This window comes from Luteithermobacter gelatinilyticus (assembly GCF_005849285.1).
Taxonomy (GTDB): domain Bacteria; phylum Pseudomonadota; class Alphaproteobacteria; order Sphingomonadales; family Emcibacteraceae; genus Luteithermobacter; species Luteithermobacter gelatinilyticus.
In genome coordinates this window covers 960,996-980,305 of sequence record NZ_CP040517.1, presented here as the reverse complement: position 1 = coordinate 980,305, position 19,310 = coordinate 960,996, and the positions used below count along the sequence as shown (strand labels likewise).

Below are 19,310 nucleotides of genomic sequence, written 5' to 3'. Positions count from 1 at the left end.
TGATTACGGTTATGCGCCAATACGCTTTTCAGCAGCGCGCTTTTCATTGACCAGCGTCTGAATGCGGGCAATGTCCCGGCGGACCTGGCGGACCCGAGCTGTGTTTTCCAGCTGACCTGTTGCTTTCTGAAAGCGCAGGTTGAACTGCTCTTTTTTCAGATCGCTCAGCTGGCTATTCAGCTCATCCAGTGTTTTCGAACGAAGTTCAGATGCTTTCATCACGAACTCTCCTGATTATTCGCCAAGACGCGCCACAAAACGCGTGGCGATCGGCAATTTGGCGGCGGCACGGGCAAAGGCTTCACGCGCCAGTTCCTGTGACACCCCATCCATTTCAAACAGAATACGACCCGGCTTCACGCGGCAGGCCCAGTATTCCGGCGAGCCCTTACCCTTACCCATACGAACCTCAGCGGGTTTGGAAGAGACCGGCACATCCGGGAAAACCCGGATCCAGATTTTACCGGTACGTTTAATATGACGGGTCATGGCACGGCGGGCGGCCTCAATCTGACGGGCCGTGATGCGTTCCGGCTCAAGCGCCTTCAGACCATAAGCCCCAAAGGCCAGTGATGTACCGCCCTTGGCATTGCCGTGAATCCGGCCTTTATGCGCCTTACGGAATTTTGTTCTTTTAGGCTGAAGCATAATTTTACCTCAATTTCCTTAACGGCCTTTGCCGCCAGCAACTTTTTGCTGCTCGTTAATGCGTTTATCACGGGCCATGGGGTCATGCTCCATGATCTCGCCTTTATAAATCCACACCTTGATGCCGATCACCCCGTAAGGGGTATAGGCCTTGCTTTCCGCATAATCAATATCGGAACGCAGAGTGTGAAGCGGCACACGGCCTTCCCGATACCATTCGGTCCGCGCGATCTCTGCCCCCCCTAGACGGCCGGCGCTGTTGATCCGGATGCCCTCCGCACCCAGGCGCTGTGCGCTCTGCATCACCCGGCGCATGGCCCGGCGAAACGCCACACGACGCTCCAGCTGCTGGGCCACATTGTCGGCGGCAAGCTGGGCATCCAGCTCAGGCTTGCGAATTTCGACAATGTTCAGGCTCACATCGGCCGCCCGGGTCATTTTGGCAATTTTCTGGCGCAGCTTTTCGATATCCGCGCCTTTTTTGCCGATGATCACACCGGGACGTGCGGAATAAATGGTCACGCGGGCCTTTTTGGCCGGACGCTCAATGACAACGCGACTCACGCCGGCAGCCTTCAGTTCCTTCATGATGAAGTTGCGAATTGCAAGATCCTCATGCAGAAGATTGCCGTATTCTTCACCTTCGGCATACCAGCGGGAATCCCAGGTACGGTTGATGCCCAGGCGAAGCCCGATTGGATTAACCTTCTGACCCATTATGCGTCCTCCTCAACCTCGCGGACCACAATGCGGATCCGGCTGAACGGTTTCAAAATCTTACCTACGCGTCCACGGGCCCGCGGACGGAAGCGTTTCATGACCAGAGCCTTGCCAACACTGGCTTCGGCAACCACCAGGCTATCAACATCCAGACCGTGGTTGTTTTCCGCATTGGCGACGGCAGACTCGAGAATTTTCTTCACGTCCTTGGCGATACGGCGTTTGGAGAAAGTGAGGTCGGCAAGTGCTTTCTCGACTTTCTGACCGCGAATGATACCGGCCACCAGATTAAGCTTCTGGGGGCTGACACGAATCATGTTGCCGACGGCAACGGCTTCGTTTTCGGCAACGCGGCGAGGTGCTGCATTCTTACCCACTGTCCTTACCTCTTCTTCGCTTTTTTGTCGGCGCCATGCCCGTAATAGGTGCGGGTCGGCGCAAACTCACCAAGTTTATGGCCCACCATGTCCTCGGTAACATAGACCGGAACAAATTTGTGGCCATTGTGAACATTAAATGTCTGTCCGACGAATTGCGGCAGAATGGTTGACCGCCGAGACCAAGTCTTGATCGGCGTATTCTTGCCGGATTCGCTCATCTGTTCTGACTTCTTGAGCAAATGCAGATCGACGAACGGACCTTTCCAAACTGAACGTGCCATCTGTATTACTCCTTATTTCTTCCGGGCATGACGAGACCGAACGATGAAACGGTCCGTCGCCTTGTTGCTGCGGGTTTTCTTACCCTTGGTCGGCTGCCCCCAAGGTGTCACAGGATGACGACCACCAGAGGTCCGCCCCTCACCACCTCCATGCGGGTGATCAACAGGGTTCATGGCAACACCGCGTACAGATGGACGTTTGCCAAGCCAGCGATTGCGGCCGGCCTTGCCAATGCTGATGTTCTGGTTATCCGGGTTGGAAACGGCGCCGATTGTCGCCATACATTCCGCCCGCACATAACGCTGTTCACCGGAAGCCAGACGCAGCAGCACATAGCCGCTGTCGCGCCCGGTAACCTGGACATAGGCGCCGGCAGAACGGGCCATCTGCCCGCCTTTGCCCGGCTTCAGTTCAACGTTATGAACAATCGAGCCCACCGGGATGCTGTAAAGCGGCATGGCATTACCGGGTTTAATGTCTACTTTTTCCCCGGCCACAACCTTGTCGCCCGGCGCCACGCGCTGCGGCGCAAGAATATAGGCTTTTTCACCATCTTCATATTCGATCAGGGCAATAAAAGCGGTCCGGTTCGGGTCGTATTCCAGACGAACGACCGTGGCTTCCATATCCCATTTGCGACGTTTGAAGTCGATGATACGATAGGCCCGTTTGTGACCGCCGCCCATACGACGGGAAGTGATCCGGCCGGTATTGTTACGGCCGCCGCTTTTGGTCAGACCCTGAGTCAGCGCCTTTTCCGGTTTCCCTTTCCACAGTTCGGAGCGGTCCACCTGAACCAGGTTACGCTGCGCAGGAGTAGTCGGATTATATGTTTTCAAAGCCATGATTTAGACCCCCGTCGTCACATCAATGGACTGACCTTCGGCCAGTTTAACCATTGCTTTTTTGTAATCGCTCCGGCGCCCCATACGGCCACGGAAACGTTTTACCTTGCCTTTGACACGGATGGTGTTCACTGCCTCCACCTTGACATCAAACAGGGCTTCGACAGCCTCTTTGATTTCCGGCTTTGTGGCGGTGAGAGGCACCCGGAAAACCACCTGGTTCTGTTCGGAAACCAGGGTGGACTTTTCTGTAATCACAGGGCCCAGAATTGTGTCGTAATGTTTCAATTCAGTCATTTCAGCCTCTCCGTCAGGCTTTCAACGGCAGCCTTGGTCAGCACAAGCTTTTCCCGGCGCAGAATGTCATAAACATTGGCGCCCTGGCTCGGCAGAACATCCACATTGGGGATATTGGCCGCTGCTCGTTTGAAGTTTTCATTCACATCGGCCCCGTCGATAAACAGCGCATTCTTGAGCCCCAGCTTGTCAAGAGCCGCCACCAGATCCTTGGTTTTCGGAGCTTTCATCTCCATATTATCCAGAATGATCAGGTTGCCGGAAGCAAGCTTGGAGGAAAGAGCCGTTTTCAGACCCAGCCGGCGAATTTTTTTCGGCAAGCTGTGTTCATGAGAGCGAACAACCGGACCATGAGCTTTGGCCCCGCCACGGAACTGACCAACTTTCTTGTCCCCGTGACGCGCGCCGCCGCTACCCTTCTGACGAAGGAATTTCTTGGTGGTTGCGTTAATCTCATTACGCAGTTTGATCTTGTGGGTGCCCGCCCGGCGTTTGGCCAGCTGCCAGACCACAACACGCTGAAGAATATCCGCGCGTTCCGGCAGAGCAAAAATACCCTCGTCCAGATCGACGTCACCCGCCTTTTTGGCATCAAGCTTCAATACATCGGCTTTCATGGGTTTTATTCCTTATTCTCTTCAGCGGTTTCACCTGCACCCTCACCGCCTTCGGCAGGCGCTTCAGCGGCCGGAGCTTCGGCAGCCTCGGCAGCGGCATTCACACGAACCGCGCCCGGATAAGGCACACCTTCCGGCTGCTCTTTCTTCACGGCGTCCTTGATCATGATCCAGCTGCCCTTGGCGCCCGGAACGGCGCCCTTGACCAGCAAAAGACCTTCTTCAGGGTCCGTGCCAACCACTTCCAGGTTATGAACCGTCACCCGCTCGTCCCCCATGTGACCGGCCATTTTCTTGCCTTTGAAAACGCGGCCCGGATCCTGGTTCTGACCTGTGGACCCGTGAGAACGGTGAGAAACAGATACCCCGTGCGTGGCTCTGAGACCGGCGAAATTATGGCGTTTCATCGCCCCGGCAAAACCTTTACCCTTGGAAATGCCGACCACGTCAACCTTCTGACCGACCACAAAGTGTTCGGCCGTCAGTTCGGCGCCCACGTCAATAAAACCATCGTCAGCCACACGGAACTCGGCCAGTACAGCCTTGGGTTCCACCTTGGCTTTGGCAAAATGGCCACGCATTGGCTTGGTGGTGCGTTTGACCTTGGCCTCACCGGCGCCCAGCTGAACGGCGTTATATCCGTCTTTGTCCATTGTTTTATGGGCAACCACCTGCACATTGTCCACATGCAGAATAGTCACCGGCACATGCTTGCCCCCTTCGGCAAAAACACGTGACATACCAACTTTCTTGGCGAGAAGTCCTGAACGCATGTCCCTCACCCCTGCAACTTGATTTCCACATCAACCCCGGCGGCAAGATCCAGCTTCATCAGCGCATCAACCGTCTGGGGCGTGGGTTCAACAATATCAAGAAGGCGCTTGTGCGTGCGCATCTCAAACTGTTCGCGGGATTTTTTATCAATGTGCGGCGAACGCAGCACAGTGAATTTCTCAATCCGCGTCGGCAGTGGAATGGGGCCACGAACGTTGGCACCGGTTCTTTTCGCCGTATTGGCAATCTCGCCGGCTGCCTGATCAAGCACACGATGATCAAAAGCTTTCAGGCGGATGCGAATATTTTGTGATTCCAGCATGTTAAATACGCGGGCCTAAAGCCCGCGCTCCTTATCTAAAACTGTTATTCGATAATTTTGGAGACGACGCCGGCGCCGACGGTGCGGCCGCCTTCGCGGATGGCGAAACGCAGACCTTCATCCATGGCGATCGGGGCAATCAGCTCCACATCAATGGTCACATTATCGCCCGGCATCACCATCTCGGTGCCTTCCTGCAGGCTCACCACCCCGGTCACATCCGTGGTCCGGAAATAAAACTGCGGACGATAATTGCTAAAGAACGGCGTATGACGACCGCCCTCTTCCTTGGTCAGAATATAGGCCTCAGCGGTAAACTTGGTGTGCGGCGTAATCGTGCCCACATGCGCCAGAACCTGACCGCGCTCCACCTCATCACGGCCAATCCCGCGCAACAGAGCCCCGATATTGTCCCCAGCTTCCCCGCTGTCCAGAAGCTTGCGGAACATCTCAACACCCGTCACCGTCGTCTTCTGGGTCTCGCGAATGCCCACAATCTCAACTTCTTCACCAACCTTGATCACCCCACGCTCCACGCGGCCCGTCACCACAGTCCCGCGACCGGAAATGGAGAACACATCTTCAATCGGCATCAGGAACGGCTGATCCTTCGGACGCTCCGGCTGCGGAATATACTCGTCAACCGCCTTCATCAGCTCAAGGATCTTCTCCTTGCCAATCGCGTCATCACGACCCTCAAGAGCCGCCAGCGCTGACCCCGCAATGATCGGAATATCATCCCCCGGGAAATCATATTCGCTCAACAGCTCCCGAACCTCCATCTCCACAAGCTCCAGAAGCTCCTCGTCGTCAACCTGATCAACCTTGTTCAGGAAAACAACCAACGCCGGAACCCCAACCTGGCGCGCCAAAAGAATGTGCTCGCGGGTCTGCGGCATCGGACCGTCCGCCGCATTCACAACCAATATCGCACCATCCATCTGCGCCGCACCCGTGATCATGTTCTTCACATAGTCCGCGTGACCAGGGCAGTCCACATGCGCATAGTGCCGCTTCTCCGTCTCATACTCAACATGAGCCGTCGAAATCGTGATCCCGCGCTCGCGCTCCTCTGGCGCCTTGTCAATGTTCGCGTAATCCGTAAATTCCGCGCCGCCCTGCTCGGCCAAAACCTTCGTAATCGCCGCCGTCAGCGTCGTCTTCCCATGGTCAACATGGCCGATTGTCCCAATGTTACAATGCGGCTTCGTACGTTCAAACTTCTCTTTTGCCATCTTCGTTACCTTCTCACTTATATTCAAGCGTCCCGCTTTATCCTCACGGGAAAAGTTAGTTGCGTGTTAATATTCAATTCGATGATCAGGCATATTTCGCCTTGATTTCCTCAGCGACGTTCTGCGGCACTTCCGCATAATGATCAAACAACATGCTGTACTGCGCACGTCCCTGAGTAAATGACCTCAACTGGTTGACATAACCAAACATATTGGCCAGCGGCACCATCGCGGTGACCACCTGGGCCGGACCGCGGGCTTCCGTGCCGGCAATCTGGCCGCGACGTGAGTTCAGGTCCCCGATCACGTCACCCATATATTCCTCGGGCGTTACCACTTCCACTTTCATCATCGGTTCCAGAAGCTTGATACCGGCCTTCTGGGCCGCTTCACGCATGGCCCCGCGACCGGCGATTTCAAACGCCAATACAGAGGAGTCAACATCGTGATAAGCCCCATCCACCAGACGCACCTGGAAGTCGATGATCGGGAAACCGATCAGCACACCGCTGTCGGCCACATCCCGGATCCCTTTTTCCACACCAGGGATGTATTCACGCGGAATATTTCCGCCCTTGATTTCATCAATAAACTGAATGCCGGACCCGCGCTCACCCGGGGTGACAACTATTTTCACCCGACCGAACTGACCGGAACCACCGGACTGTTTCTTATGGGTGTAATCCACCTCAACCTCACGGGCGATGGATTCACGATACGCCACCTGCGGCGCCCCCACATTGGCCTCCACCTTGAATTCCCGCTTCATGCGATCCACGATAATATCAAGGTGCAGCTCGCCCATGCCGGCGATCACGGTCTGACCGCTTTCCTCATCGGTTTTCACCCGGAAACTGGGATCTTCGGCCGCCAGACGATTAAGGGCAACCCCCATCTTTTCCTGGTCGGCTTTGGTTTTCGGCTCAACGGCCACCTCAATCACCGGATCAGGGAATTCCATGCGTTCCAGAATAACCTGGTCATTATTGGCGCAGAGGGTGTCCCCGGTAGTGGTGGTTTTCAGACCGCACAACGCCACAATATCCCCGGCGCGAGCTTCCTTGATGTCCTCACGAGAATTGGAGTGCATCTGCAACATGCGGCCGATTTTTTCTTTCTTGCCCTTGACGGAGTTGGTGACCTGAGTGCCGGACTCCAACACCCCGGAATAAATCCGGCAGAATGTCAGCGTCCCCACAAACGGGTCGTTCATGATCTTAAACGCCAGAGCGGCAAAAGGCTCGTCATCGGAAGATTTACGCAGGATTTCCTTTTCCCCATCCACAGACACACCACGAATGGCTTCCACATCAACTGGTGACGGCAGATAATCCACCACGGCATCGAGCAGCGGCTGAACCCCTTTGTTCTTGAAGGCCGTCCCACACAGCACCGGCACAAAATCGCCGGCAATGGTGCCTTTGCGGATCAGCTTCTTCAATGTCGCCATATCCGGCTCATTACCCTCAAGATAAGCCTCCATGGCGGCCTCATCCTGCTCCACCACGGTTTCAATCAGCTCCATGCGATAAGCGTCTGCATCATCCTGCAGATCCGCCGGAATGTCCTTTTCAACATAGTTGGCGCCCATGCTTTCATCGTCCCAGACGATGGCTTTCATTTTCAGCAGGTCAACCATACCCTCAAATTCGGCTTCTGCGCCAATCGGCAGCTGGGTCACCAGCGGAACTGCCCCGAGGCGATCCTTAATCATCTCCACGCAGCGGAAGAAGTTGGCTCCCATACGGTCCATCTTGTTCACAAAACACATGCGCGGCACTTTGTATTTGTCCGCCTGACGCCAGACAGTTTCGGACTGGGGCTCCACGCCGGCCACAGAATCGAACACAGCCACCGCACCGTCAAGAACCCGCAAGGACCGTTCCACCTCAATGGTGAAGTCCACGTGACCCGGGGTGTCAATGATATTGATCCGATGATCGTTCCAGAAACAGGTGGTCGCGGCAGAGGTGATCGTAATCCCCCGCTCCTGCTCCTGCTCCATCCAGTCCATGGTGGCAGCGCCATCATGCACCTCACCAATTTTGTGGCTCACGCCGGTATAGAACAGAATACGTTCCGTTGTTGTGGTTTTACCGGCATCAATATGCGCCATAATACCGATATTGCGATATTTTTCGAGCGGGGTTGTGCGTGCCATCTTCCTGATTCCTTAAGTCGTCTATTACCAGCGGTAATGAGAGAATGCCTTGTTGGCTTCGGCCATACGGTGCGTATCCTCACGCTTCTTCACTGAAGCGCCGCGATTGTTCAACGCATCCATCAATTCACCGGCAAGGCGCTCGGTCATGGTATTTTCATTGCGCTTACGAGACATCTCAATCAACCAGCGGATCGCCAGCGCCTGCGCACGATCCGCGCGCACCTCAACAGGCACCTGATAGGTCGCCCCCCCGACACGGCGGGACCGCACTTCAACCGCAGGCTTTATATTGTCCAGCGCCTCATGGAACACTTCCATCGGCTCACGGCCCGTCTTGGACCGAACCAGATCCAGCGCACCATAAACAATTCTTTCAGCTACGGATTTTTTACCGTCAACCATAAGGTTGTTGACAAATTTCGTCAGCACAACATCCCCAAATTTGGGATCCGGCAGAACTTTGCGCTTTTCAGCAGCGTGACGACGAGACATATCCTATTCCCTTTACATCCTGAGATAAACCGCCCCTTATTTGGGACGCTTTGCCCCATACTTAGAACGACCCTGACGACGGTTGGACACACCCTGTGTATCCAGCACACCACGCAGGATGTGATAACGAACACCGGGAAGGTCCTTCACGCGCCCACCGCGGATCAGCACCACAGAGTGCTCCTGCAGGTTATGCCCTTCACCGGGAATGTAACTGGTCACCTCAAAGCCGTTTGTCAGGCGCACACGGGCTACCTTACGCAGGGCCGAGTTCGGTTTCTTCGGCGTAGTCGTATAAACGCGTGTACACACGCCACGCTTTTGAGGACAAGCCTCCAGCGCCGGAACCTTGTTACGGGCTACGGGCTTTTTACGCGGTTTACGTACCAACTGGTTAATTGTCGGCATCTCGATTCCTTAGTCGTTCGTTTCTCTACGTACAGCAAAAAGACCAGCCACCTACTTTCCCTAAAAAAAAGCAAAAGAGCAGCACTCGCCTGCTCCGGCTGATCAGCTTAAACCTGAATTTTCATTCTCTGAGTACCTAGGCGCAGCGTTTAGGCCGTTCAAACAAGACCTACCACCTGCCCCTCAAAGAGTGAGCGCATACTATGTTCGCAACTATGTACAGTCAAGAAAAAATTCAGACACCTGTTTCAAGGCGACCTTTTCAGGAAAAAAGGCCGGATTTTCCACATTTTTTGGAAGATCCGGCCTTAAAATTTGTTATTTTCTTTCAAGTTTCTAAGGGAAATCCCTTCAAAACCCTGACTCCAGCATTTTTCGCCGTGTTTGCGGCTTTATTCCGCCTGTGCTGAGTCGCCTCCTTCAAGCGGCAGCGGCTCGGCCTGGGCGGCGTCCGATACCGCCACACCGGCATCCCGCTTCTGGGCGATCCGACGATAATTGTTCATCGTTGCCCCGGTTCCTGCCGGAATCAGGCGACCCACAATCACGTTCTCCTTCAATCCGATCAGGTTGTCCTTCTTGCCGGAAACGGCCGCTTCGGTCAGCACGCGGGTAGTTTCCTGGAAAGAGGCTGCGGAAATAAAGGACCGGGTCTGCAAGGACGCCTTGGTGATCCCCAGCAGAAGCGGTTCGCCCTTGGCCGGCAGACGGCCTTCTTCTTCCATTCTGGCGTTTACCTCTTCAAACTCTTCCTTATCCACCTGCTCGCCAAGCAGGAAGGTGGTCTCACCCGGAGAGGTGATTTCCACTTTCTGAAGCATCTGGCGGACAATCACTTCGATGTGTTTGTCATTAATGGTCACACCCTGAAGACGGTAGACTTCCTGAACCTCGTCAACCAGGTAATTGGCCAGCGCCTCAATACCCATGGTTTTCAGAATGTCATGCGGCGCCGGGTTGCCGTCGATCAGATATTCTCCCCGACGGATAAAGTCCCCTTCCTGCACGGAAATATGTTTTCCTTTGGGAATGAGATATTCCACCGGTGCTTCATCTTCATTGGCCGGACGAATGGTGATGCGGCGTTTGTTTTTATAATCCCGCCCGAATTCCACATATCCGTCCACTTCGGCAATAATGGCGTGATCCTTGGGCCGGCGAGCTTCAAACAATTCAGCCACCCGCGGCAGACCCCCAGTGATATCCTTGGTTTTGGCCGCTTCACGCGGAATACGCGCCACCACATCACCGGCATGCACCTGATCCCCGTCATTGACGGACAGGATGGCGCCCACAGACATGAAGTAGCGGGCTTCACTGCCATTGGCCAGTTCCACAACCTCGTCTGCTTCGTTGCGCAGCGTGATCCGCGGCCGCAGATCCGCGCCTTTGGGCTGAGACCGCCAGTCAATCACCACCTTGCTGGAAATACCGGTGGCTTCGTCGATCTTCTCGCTGATGGAGACCCCTTCGATCAGATCAACATACCGCACGGTACCGCCTTTTTCCGTAATGATCGGAATGGTATAGGGATCCCACTCCACAAGTTTGTCGCCATGTTTGACTTCAGCGCCTTCATCATGAATGAGGTGTGAGCCATAGGGCACCTTGTGTTTGACGCGTTCGCGCCCCTCCTCATCCACAATGACCACTTCCATATTGCGGCTCATGGTGATCAGCCGACCTTTGGAATCGGTCACCACATTGCGGTTATTGAGCTTGATCCGGCCGTCATGAGACGCTTCGATGGACGACTGTTCGGATACGGATGATGCCGCCCCACCGATGTGGAAGGTCCGCATGGTTAGCTGGGTTCCCGGCTCCCCGATGGACTGGGCGGCAATGACCCCCACAGCCTCGCCGATATTGACAGGAATACCACGCGCCAGATCCCGGCCGTAACATTTGGTGCAGACGCCGTTTTTGGAATCACAGGTCAGTACAGAGCGGACCTTGACTGTTGACACGCCGGCCTGTTCGATTTTCTCAACCAGCTTTTCGTCCAGATACGTCCCGGCCTCAACGATCACCTCGTCGCTAACCGGATCTTTCAGGTCCACAGCCACGCAGCGTCCGAGAATCCGTTCACCCAGGGACACAATCACATCGCCACCTTCCTCGACCTCGGTCAGGTCGATCCCGGCCTGGGTGCCGCAGTCATACTCCACGACAACGCAATCCTGTGCCACATCCACCAGACGGCGGGTCAGATATCCGGAGTTCGCCGTCTTCAGGGCCGTATCGGCCAGCCCCTTACGGGCCCCGTGGGTGGAATTAAAGTATTCCAGAACGCTCAAGCCTTCCTTGAAGTTGGAAATAATCGGGGTTTCAATAATCTCCCCGGACGGTTTCGCCATCAGACCGCGCATTCCGGCCAGCTGCTTCATCTGCGCCGCAGAACCACGGGCCCCGGAATGGGCCATCATGTAAATGGAATTGATTTCACGGGACCGGCCGGTTTCCGGATCCACGCCACTCTGGGAAATTTCCGCCATCATGGCGTCCGCCACCCGGTCGGTACACTGGGACCAAGCGTCAACCACCTTGTTGTATTTTTCTCCTTTGGTGATCAGCCCCGCATTGTACTGGGCTTCAAATTCCTTGACCTCGTTGGTGGTCGCGGCAATCAGCTCCGTCTTGGCCTTCGGAATCACCATATCGTCCTTACCGAAGGAAATCCCGGCCTTACAGGCTTCCTGGAAGCCAAGGCGCATGATGGCGTCCGCAAACAGCACGGTTTCCTTCTGCCCCGTATGGCGATAGACCACGTCAATCACCTGGGAGATTTCCTTTTTGGTGAGCTGACGGTTGATCAGGTCAAAGGGCACATTGACATGTTTGGGCAGATATTTGCTCAGCAGCATGCGGCCCGGCGTGGTTTCCACGCGGATAGATTTGGGATTACCATCCTCATCCACTGTTTCATAACGGGCGGAAATCTTGGAATGAAGGGTCACCACCTTGTTGAACAGAGCCTGTTCAATTTCCTCAAGGCTGCCAAACACCATGCCTTCGCCCGGTTCGCCAACCTTTTCCGACGTCATGTAATACAGCCCCAGAACAATATCCTGGGACGGCACGATGATCGGTTTGCCGTTGGAGGGGCTCAGAATGTTGTTGGTGGACATCATCAGCACACGGGCTTCAAGCTGCGCTTCCAGGCTGAGCGGCACGTGAACGGCCATCTGGTCCCCGTCAAAGTCGGCGTTAAACGCGGCGCAGACCAGCGGATGCAGCTGGATCGCCTTGCCTTCGATCAGGACCGGTTCAAAGGCCTGAATGCCAAGGCGGTGCAGCGTTGGCGCCCGGTTCAGCATGATCGGGTGTTCGCGGATCACCGTGTCCAGAACGTCCCAAACCTCGCGCCGTTCTTTTTCCACCAGCTTCTTGGCCTGTTTGATGGTGGTCGCAATTCCCAGCTTGTCGAGCCGTGCATAGATAAACGGCTTGAACAGCTCCAGGGCCATTTTCTTTGGCAGACCGCACTGATGCAGCAGCAATTCCGGCCCGACCACGATTACCGAACGTCCGGAATAGTCCACGCGTTTCCCGAGCAGGTTCTGACGGAACCGGCCCTGTTTCCCCTTCAGCATATCAGACAGGGATTTCAGCGGCCGCTTGTTGGCCCCGGTAATCACCCGGCCACGCCGACCGTTGTCAAACAGAGCATCAACCGCTTCCTGCAGCATGCGTTTTTCGTTCCGCACAATAATGTCCGGCGCCCGCAATTCCATCAGCCGCTTCAGGCGGTTGTTCCGGTTGATCACCCGACGATACAGATCATTCAAGTCGGAAGTGGCGAACCTCCCGCCATCCAACGGCACCAACGGGCGCAGCTCTGGCGGGATAACCGGCAGCACGTCCAGGATCATCCATTCGGGTTTATTGCCGGATTCCAGAAACCCTTCAATCACCTTCAGGCGCTTGACGATTTTCTTCGGTTTCAGTTCAGATTTGGTTTCAGCCAGTTCCCGGCGCAGGTCTTCCCGATCCGCTTCAAGATCAACATTTTCCAGCAAAACCTTGATGGCTTCCGCCCCGATGCCGGCGGTAAAGCTATCCTCGCCGTACTCCTCCTGAGCGCGGTAATACTCCTCCTCACTCAGCAACTGCTTCATCTTCAGCGGCGTAAGCCCCGGCTCGATCACAATATACTGCTCAAAATACAGTACCCGCTCCAGATCCTTCAGAGTCATGTCCAGGATCAGGCCAATGCGGCTGGGAAGAGATTTCAGAAACCAGATATGCGCGACCGGCGCCGCCAGGTCAATATGGCCCATGCGGTCACGGCGCACCTTGCTGAGGGTTACTTCCACACCACATTTTTCGCAGGTAATGCCGCGATATTTCATGCGCTTGTATTTGCCGCAAAGACATTCATAGTCCTTGATCGGGCCAAAAATACGCGCACAGAACAGGCCATCCTTTTCCGGCTTGAAAGTCCGGTAGTTAATGGTTTCCGGTTTTTTGATCTCGCCGTAAGACCAAGACCGGATTTGTTCAGGACTTGCAATGGAGATCCTGATATTATCAAAGGTCTCCGGTTTCGCAGCCGGGTTGAAGAAATTCATAATTTCCTGGCTCATAACCTTTTTACTCCTAAATCTCTTCCGGTCTAGTTAAGAGTTGCTGATCAATTCAACATTCAGGCCGAGAGATTTCATCTCTTTGACCAGAACGTTGAAGGATTCAGGGATACCGGCTTCAAAGCTGTCATCGCCACGAACGATGGCTTCATAAACCTTGGTCCGTCCGCTGACGTCATCGGACTTGACCGTGAGCATTTCCTGAAGGGTATAGGCGGCCCCATAAGCCTGAAGGGCCCAGACCTCCATCTCCCCGAAACGCTGTCCGCCAAACTGTGCCTTACCGCCCAACGGTTGTTGGGTGACCAGGCTGTACGGACCGATGGAGCGTGCGTGAATCTTGTCATCCACCAGGTGATGCAGTTTGAGCATATAGATATAGCCCACCGTCACCTTGCGGTCGAACCGTTCCCCGGTCCGCCCGTCATATAGATCCACCTGCCCCGAACCGTCAAGGCCGGCCAGTTCCAGCATTTTGACGATATCCTCTTCGCGCGCCCCGTCAAAGACAGGGGTAGCCATGGGAACACCATTGCGCAGATTACCCGCCAGCTCTACGACATCGTCGTCGTTCAGCCCGGCAATCTCCTCATTATATTGGTCTTCGCCGTAAATGATCTTGAACTGCTCCCGCAGTTCCCGGGCCTTTTCGCTGTTGTCCTTGCCGACCTGATCCAGCAACTCGCTGATCTGAACGCCAAGACCACGAGATGCCCAGCCCAGATGGGTTTCAAGAATCTGCCCCACATTCATACGGGACGGCACACCCAGCGGGTTCAATACAATATCCACCGGCGTCCCGTCTTCCAGATACGGCATGTCCTCGACCGGCAGGATACGGGAAATCACCCCTTTGTTCCCATGACGGCCGGCCATCTTGTCCCCGGGCTGAAGCTTGCGTTTCACGGCCACGAAGACCTTGACCATTTTCAGCACGCCCGGCGGCAGTTCATCACCACGTTGCAGTTTTTCGATCTTTTCCTCGAAACGAAGACGCAGACGGTTGCGGGCCTCTTCAAACTGCTTGTGCAGGCTGTCCACATCTTCCATTGTTTTTTCGTCATCGACGGCAATTTGCCACCACAGTCCCCGGGACAGATTCTCCAGCAGTTCTTCCGTAACCGTTTCGCCTTTTTTCACTTCCTTGGGACCGCTGGTGATCACATGCCCCAGCAGCATCGGTTTCAAGCGGGCGTAAATATTGCGGTCCAGAATGCTCTGCTCGTCTTCGCGGTCTTTGCTGAGACGTTCGATTTCTTCCCGCTCGATGGCAATGGCACGTTCGTCCTTGTCCACGCCGTGACGGTTGAACACCCGGACCTCAACCACGGTTCCGGCAACCCCTGGCGGCAGGCGCAGGGAAGTATCCCGCACATCAGCGGCCTTCTCACCAAAAATCGCCCGCAACAGTTTTTCTTCCGGCGTCATCGGGCTTTCGCCCTTGGGCGTGATCTTGCCGACCATGATGTCTCCGGGATGCACTTCGGCGCCAATATAGACTATGCCGGCCTCATCCAGATTGCGCAGACCTTCCTCGCCCACATTGGGAATATCGCGAGTGATTTCCTCCGGCCCCAGCTTGGTATCCCGGGCCATCACCTCGAATTCCTCGATATGAATGGACGTAAAGACGTCATCTTTCACGATACGTTCGGAAATCAGGATAGAGTCCTCAAAGTTATACCCGTTCCAGGGCATAAAGGCCACCAGCACATTCCGACCCAAGGCCAGCTCGCCCATATCCGTGGACGGCCCGTCGGCCAGCACGTCGCCACGCTTGACCGCATCCCCTACTTTCACCAGCGGACGCTGATTGATGCAGGTGTTCTGGTTTGAGCGCTGGAACTTGCGCAGCGTATAAATATCCACACCGGACGCTCCCGGTTCCACTTCCTCGGTCACCCGGATCACGACACGGGTGGCATCCACCTGGTCCACGATCCCGGCCCGTTCGGCCACAACAGCGGCGCCGGAATCCCGGGCCACAACCCGTTCCATGCCAGTGCCCACAAAGGGGGATTCCGCCTTCACAAGCGGCACGGCCTGGCGCTGCATGTTCGATCCCATGAGGGCGCGGTTGGCGTCGTCGTTTTCCAGGAAAGGAATGAGCGCTGCCGCCACAGACACCACCTGTTTCGGCGACACGTCCATCAGATCAATATCCTGCGGCTGTTTCAGGTGGTGTTCCCCCGCCTCGCGACAATCCACCAGTTCAGGCACAAAGGTGCCATCTTCATTCAATGGCGTGTTGGCCTGAGCCACGGTGTATTTTTCCTCTTCCATGGCCGTAAGATAAATCACCTCGGATGTCACCTTGCCGTCGACAACCTTGCGGTAAGGGGTTTCGATGAAGCCGTATTTATTCACCTTGGCAAAAGTTGCCAGGGAGTTGATCAGACCAATGTTTGGCCCCTCCGGCGTTTCAATCGGGCAAATCCGGCCATAATGAGTGGTATGAACGTCACGCACTTCAAAGCCGGCCCGCTCACGGGTCAGGCCGCCCGGACCCAGCGCCGACAGACGGCGCTTGTGGGTAATCTCGCTCAACGGGTTGGTCTGGTCCATGAACTGGCTGAGCTGTGAAGACCCGAAGAATTCCCGCACGGCGGCCACGGCCGGCTTGGCATTCACCAGATCATGCGGCATCACAGTATCAATATCAATGCTGCTCATGCGCTCCCGGATCGCGCGCTCCATGCGCAACAGGCCGATGCGGTACTGATTTTCCATCAGTTCGCCCACAGAACGCACCCGACGGTTGCCCAGATGGTCAATATCATCCACCGTGCCCTTGCCGTCCTTCAGCTCCACCAGGGTCTTGACCACAGCCAGAATGTCGTCCTTGCGCAGCACCCGAACACTGTCTTCCACATCCAGCCCTAGACGCATATTCATTTTTACGCGCCCGACGGCAGACAGGTCATAACGTTCCTGATCAAAGAACAGACCGTGGAACAGGGCATCGGCGGTCTCCCGGGTTGGCGGCTCACCCGGCCGCATAACACGGTAAATTTCCGCCAGCGCCATTTCCTCGTTTTCGCATTTGTCCCCCATCAGGGTGTTGCGGATATAGGGCCCCACATTAACATGATCGATGTCCAGCGTATTGATCACATCATAACCGGCATCCTCGAACACCTGCAGATGATCTTCTGTGATCTCTTCGCCGGCCTCGATATAAATCTCACCGGTTTTGCCATTGACCATGTCTTCGGCAGCAAACCGGCCCACCAGTTCTTCTTTTGGCAGCAGCAGCGATGTCACCCCTGCATTTTCCAGCTTTTTGGCCAGACGCGGGGTGATTTTCTTGCCGGCTTCGGCCACCACTTCGCCATTGTCTGCATTAATCAGGTCGAAATTGGGCTTGCTGCCCCGCCATTTTTCAGCGTCAAAGGGAATAACCCAGCCGTCCTTGTGGCGTTTGTAGCTGGCCACGTTATAGAAATAATTCAGAATATCCTCGGACGACATGCCCAGCGCATACAACAGCGTCGTCACCGGCATCTTGCGGCGACGGTCAATGCGCACATGCACGATGTCCTTAGCGTCAAACTCAAAATCCAGCCAGGACCCGCGATAGGGGATGACCCGGGCGGCGAACAGAAACTTGCCCGAAGAATGGGTTTTCCCCTTGTCATGATCGAAAAACACACCCGGTGAGCGGTGCATCTGGCTCACGATCACACGTTCGGTACCATTGATGATAAACGTACCATTGTCGGTCATCAGCGGCAGATCGCCCATATAGACGTCCTGCTCCTTAATATCGAGAACAGAACGGGCGCCGGTTTCCTCATCCACCTCAAAAACAATAAGGCGCAGCGTCACGCGCAGCGGCGCGGCATAGGTCATGTCCCGCTGCTGGCATTCCTCCACATCATATTTCGGCGCTTCCAGGTCGTATGACACAAATTCCAGGGAAGCCGTTTCGGCAAAATCCGTAATCGGAAAGACGGATTTAAAAACACCCTGCAGGCCATCATTGACCCGTTCTTCAGGGGGAACGTCCGCCTGCAGAAACTGGTCATAAGAACTGACCTGAACCTTGATCAGGTTCGGCATTTCCGTTACTTCTTGAATACGACCGAAATTCTTGCGAACTTTTTTACGACTGGAATAGGAAGTCGCCATGCTCAATCCTCGCCACAGTATTTAAAGAAAATTGCCCCAAACAGTCACCGGAAACAGCTTTTTTTGAGGTCAATTGAAACCACCACCATCAAGACGCCAGAAACCGCTTCAGATTGAAAATCTGAAAACGGCAGTCTAAAAATGAACTAATTTTTTATCAATTTCAACGGCAATATATTGTTTTTTCACCAGAATTGCCAAAATCAAAAGCGGCCTGACAGCATCCTCCCCTTCATTCAGAGGAAAAGCGGCCGGCCTCCCCTGAGGCCAGCCACCCGGATAATTAAGCTTATTTCAGCTCGACCGTTGCGCCAGCGGCTTCAAGCTTGGCTTTGATTTCCTCAGCCTCAGCTTTGGCCACAGCTTCCTTCAGGGTCTTCGGCGCCCCTTCAACCAGGTCCTTGGCTTCTTTCAGGCCAAGACCGGTGATGGCACGGACTTCCTTAATGACGTTGATTTTCTTGTCGCCGGCAGCCGCCAGAACAACATCAAATTCGTCTTTCTCGGCAGCCGCTTCACCGCCAGCAGCCGGCGCACCAGCAGCCGCAACAGCGACAGGCGCCGCAGCAGACACGCCCCATTTTTCTTCGAGCATTTTAGACAGTTCTGCGGCTTCCAGAACGGTCAGGGTTGAGAGTTCTTCAACAAGCTTTTCAAGATCAGCCATTGTTCATTTCCTTAAAAATATAAATTCGTACAAAACCTAAAAACCAGTGCACGTTGCCCGGTTCACTTATCCCTGTGAACCATAAGCCCCGAAAACACGAGCCAATTGAGCGGCCGGAGCCTGGGTGACAGAAGCCAGCTTGCCGGCCGGCGCCTGCAACAGACCAACAATCTTTCCGCGCAGTTCGTCAAGGGACGGCAGTTCTGCCAACGCCTTCACGCCATTCACGTCAAGAGAGGTCGTTCCCATAGCACCACCAAGAATTTCGAGCTTGTCGTTTTTCTTGGCGAACTGGACCAAAATCTTGGCCGGCGCCACCGGATCCTCGGAAAACCCAAGGGCGGTTGGACCGGTCAGATATTCTCCGATTGACTCAATTTCGGAACCTTCAAGAGCAAGACGGGCAAGACGGTTCTTAGCCACTTTGATACTGGCGCCTGCTTCACGCATCTGGTTCCGCAGGTCCGTCATCTCAGCCACACTCAAACCGCCGTTGCGGACCACCACAACGGAAGCCGAGCTACTGAAGACGTCCTTCAAGAAGGCAACAGATTCCTTCTTTTGGGCTCGATCCATTCTCGTCTCCGATTCAGTTACGCAAGAGTATACACCCTTGCCGGTTGAGCCATGATATGACGGAGTGCCCGTCATATCGTTTTACACCTGTCATCTCTCCCTTTACCCCAAAAGGAAAGGGAAAACGGAAACTGCACCGACCAGGCAGCACATCCCCATCTATTGC

18 protein-coding genes are annotated in these 19,310 nt (G+C 55.0%); all 18 read right to left on the bottom strand.

The window, feature by feature from the left end:
• Positions 1 to 9: 9 nt before the first annotated feature.
• The 18 genes from rpmC to rplJ all read right to left on the bottom strand — a co-directional run bounded on the left by rpmC (position 10) and on the right by rplJ (position 19,144).
• Positions 10 to 219, bottom strand: a complete 210-nt coding sequence (gene rpmC, locus FE788_RS04435) for a 50S ribosomal protein L29 (protein ID WP_138379506.1) — start codon at positions 217 to 219, stop codon at positions 10 to 12.
• 15 nt (positions 220 to 234) lie between these two features.
• Positions 235 to 648, bottom strand: a complete 414-nt coding sequence (gene rplP, locus FE788_RS04430) for a 50S ribosomal protein L16 (protein ID WP_138379505.1) — start codon at positions 646 to 648, stop codon at positions 235 to 237.
• 18 nt (positions 649 to 666) lie between these two features.
• The gene (rpsC, locus tag FE788_RS04425) at positions 667 to 1,365 is read right to left on the bottom strand and encodes a 30S ribosomal protein S3 (RefSeq protein WP_138379504.1); all 699 of its coding nucleotides are present in this window, start codon (positions 1,363 to 1,365) and stop codon (positions 667 to 669) included.
• Positions 1,365 to 1,745: a 50S ribosomal protein L22 gene (gene rplV, locus FE788_RS04420; protein WP_138379503.1), complete on the bottom strand. Its 381-nt coding sequence runs from the start codon at positions 1,743 to 1,745 to the stop codon at positions 1,365 to 1,367. The genes rpsC and rplV overlap by 1 nt, the downstream gene beginning before the upstream one ends.
• Positions 1,746 to 1,750: 5 nt before the next feature.
• Complete coding sequence (gene rpsS, locus FE788_RS04415) at positions 1,751 to 2,029, bottom strand: 30S ribosomal protein S19 (RefSeq protein ID WP_138379502.1); 279 nt, start codon at positions 2,027 to 2,029, stop codon at positions 1,751 to 1,753.
• A gap of 12 nt (positions 2,030 to 2,041) precedes the next feature.
• On the bottom strand, positions 2,042 to 2,875 hold the full coding sequence (gene rplB, locus FE788_RS04410; protein WP_138379501.1) for a 50S ribosomal protein L2: 834 nt from the start codon (positions 2,873 to 2,875) through the stop codon (positions 2,042 to 2,044).
• 3 nt (positions 2,876 to 2,878) lie between these two features.
• Complete coding sequence (locus tag FE788_RS04405; protein ID WP_138379500.1) at positions 2,879 to 3,172, bottom strand: 50S ribosomal protein L23; 294 nt, start codon at positions 3,170 to 3,172, stop codon at positions 2,879 to 2,881.
• On the bottom strand, positions 3,169 to 3,789 hold the full coding sequence (gene rplD / locus FE788_RS04400) for a 50S ribosomal protein L4 (RefSeq protein WP_138379499.1): 621 nt from the start codon (positions 3,787 to 3,789) through the stop codon (positions 3,169 to 3,171). The genes FE788_RS04405 and rplD overlap by 4 nt, the downstream gene beginning before the upstream one ends.
• A gap of 5 nt (positions 3,790 to 3,794) precedes the next feature.
• A complete protein-coding gene (rplC, locus tag FE788_RS04395) occupies positions 3,795 to 4,562 on the bottom strand; it encodes a 50S ribosomal protein L3 (protein WP_138379498.1) in 768 nt (255 codons plus the stop codon).
• A 5-nt stretch (positions 4,563 to 4,567) separates the two neighbouring features.
• Positions 4,568 to 4,882: a 30S ribosomal protein S10 gene (gene rpsJ / locus FE788_RS04390; protein ID WP_138381285.1), complete on the bottom strand. Its 315-nt coding sequence runs from the start codon at positions 4,880 to 4,882 to the stop codon at positions 4,568 to 4,570.
• A 47-nt stretch (positions 4,883 to 4,929) separates the two neighbouring features.
• The gene (tuf, locus tag FE788_RS04385; RefSeq protein ID WP_138379486.1) at positions 4,930 to 6,120 is read right to left on the bottom strand and encodes an elongation factor Tu; all 1,191 of its coding nucleotides are present in this window, start codon (positions 6,118 to 6,120) and stop codon (positions 4,930 to 4,932) included.
• Between the two features lie 85 nt (positions 6,121 to 6,205).
• Complete coding sequence (fusA, locus tag FE788_RS04380) at positions 6,206 to 8,281, bottom strand: elongation factor G (protein WP_138379497.1); 2,076 nt, start codon at positions 8,279 to 8,281, stop codon at positions 6,206 to 6,208.
• Between the two features lie 24 nt (positions 8,282 to 8,305).
• Positions 8,306 to 8,776, bottom strand: a complete 471-nt coding sequence (gene rpsG / locus FE788_RS04375) for a 30S ribosomal protein S7 (RefSeq protein WP_138379496.1) — start codon at positions 8,774 to 8,776, stop codon at positions 8,306 to 8,308.
• A gap of 36 nt (positions 8,777 to 8,812) precedes the next feature.
• Positions 8,813 to 9,184 (bottom strand): 30S ribosomal protein S12, encoded by a 372-nt coding sequence (gene rpsL, locus FE788_RS04370; protein WP_138379495.1) that lies wholly within the window; start codon positions 9,182 to 9,184, stop codon positions 8,813 to 8,815.
• Between the two features lie 392 nt (positions 9,185 to 9,576).
• On the bottom strand, positions 9,577 to 13,770 hold the full coding sequence (gene rpoC / locus FE788_RS04365) for a DNA-directed RNA polymerase subunit beta' (RefSeq protein ID WP_138379494.1): 4,194 nt from the start codon (positions 13,768 to 13,770) through the stop codon (positions 9,577 to 9,579).
• Positions 13,771 to 13,803: 33 nt separating this feature from the next.
• Positions 13,804 to 17,901 carry a DNA-directed RNA polymerase subunit beta gene (rpoB, locus tag FE788_RS04360; protein ID WP_138379493.1) on the bottom strand — a complete coding sequence of 1,366 codons (4,098 nt, stop codon included), beginning with the start codon at positions 17,899 to 17,901 and terminating at the stop codon, positions 13,804 to 13,806.
• 289 nt (positions 17,902 to 18,190) lie between these two features.
• Positions 18,191 to 18,568, bottom strand: coding sequence for a 50S ribosomal protein L7/L12 (rplL, locus tag FE788_RS04355; protein ID WP_138379492.1), 378 nt, complete (start codon positions 18,566 to 18,568; stop codon positions 18,191 to 18,193).
• Between the two features lie 66 nt (positions 18,569 to 18,634).
• On the bottom strand, positions 18,635 to 19,144 hold the full coding sequence (rplJ, locus tag FE788_RS04350; RefSeq protein ID WP_138379491.1) for a 50S ribosomal protein L10: 510 nt from the start codon (positions 19,142 to 19,144) through the stop codon (positions 18,635 to 18,637).
• Positions 19,145 to 19,310: the final 166 nt, after the last annotated feature.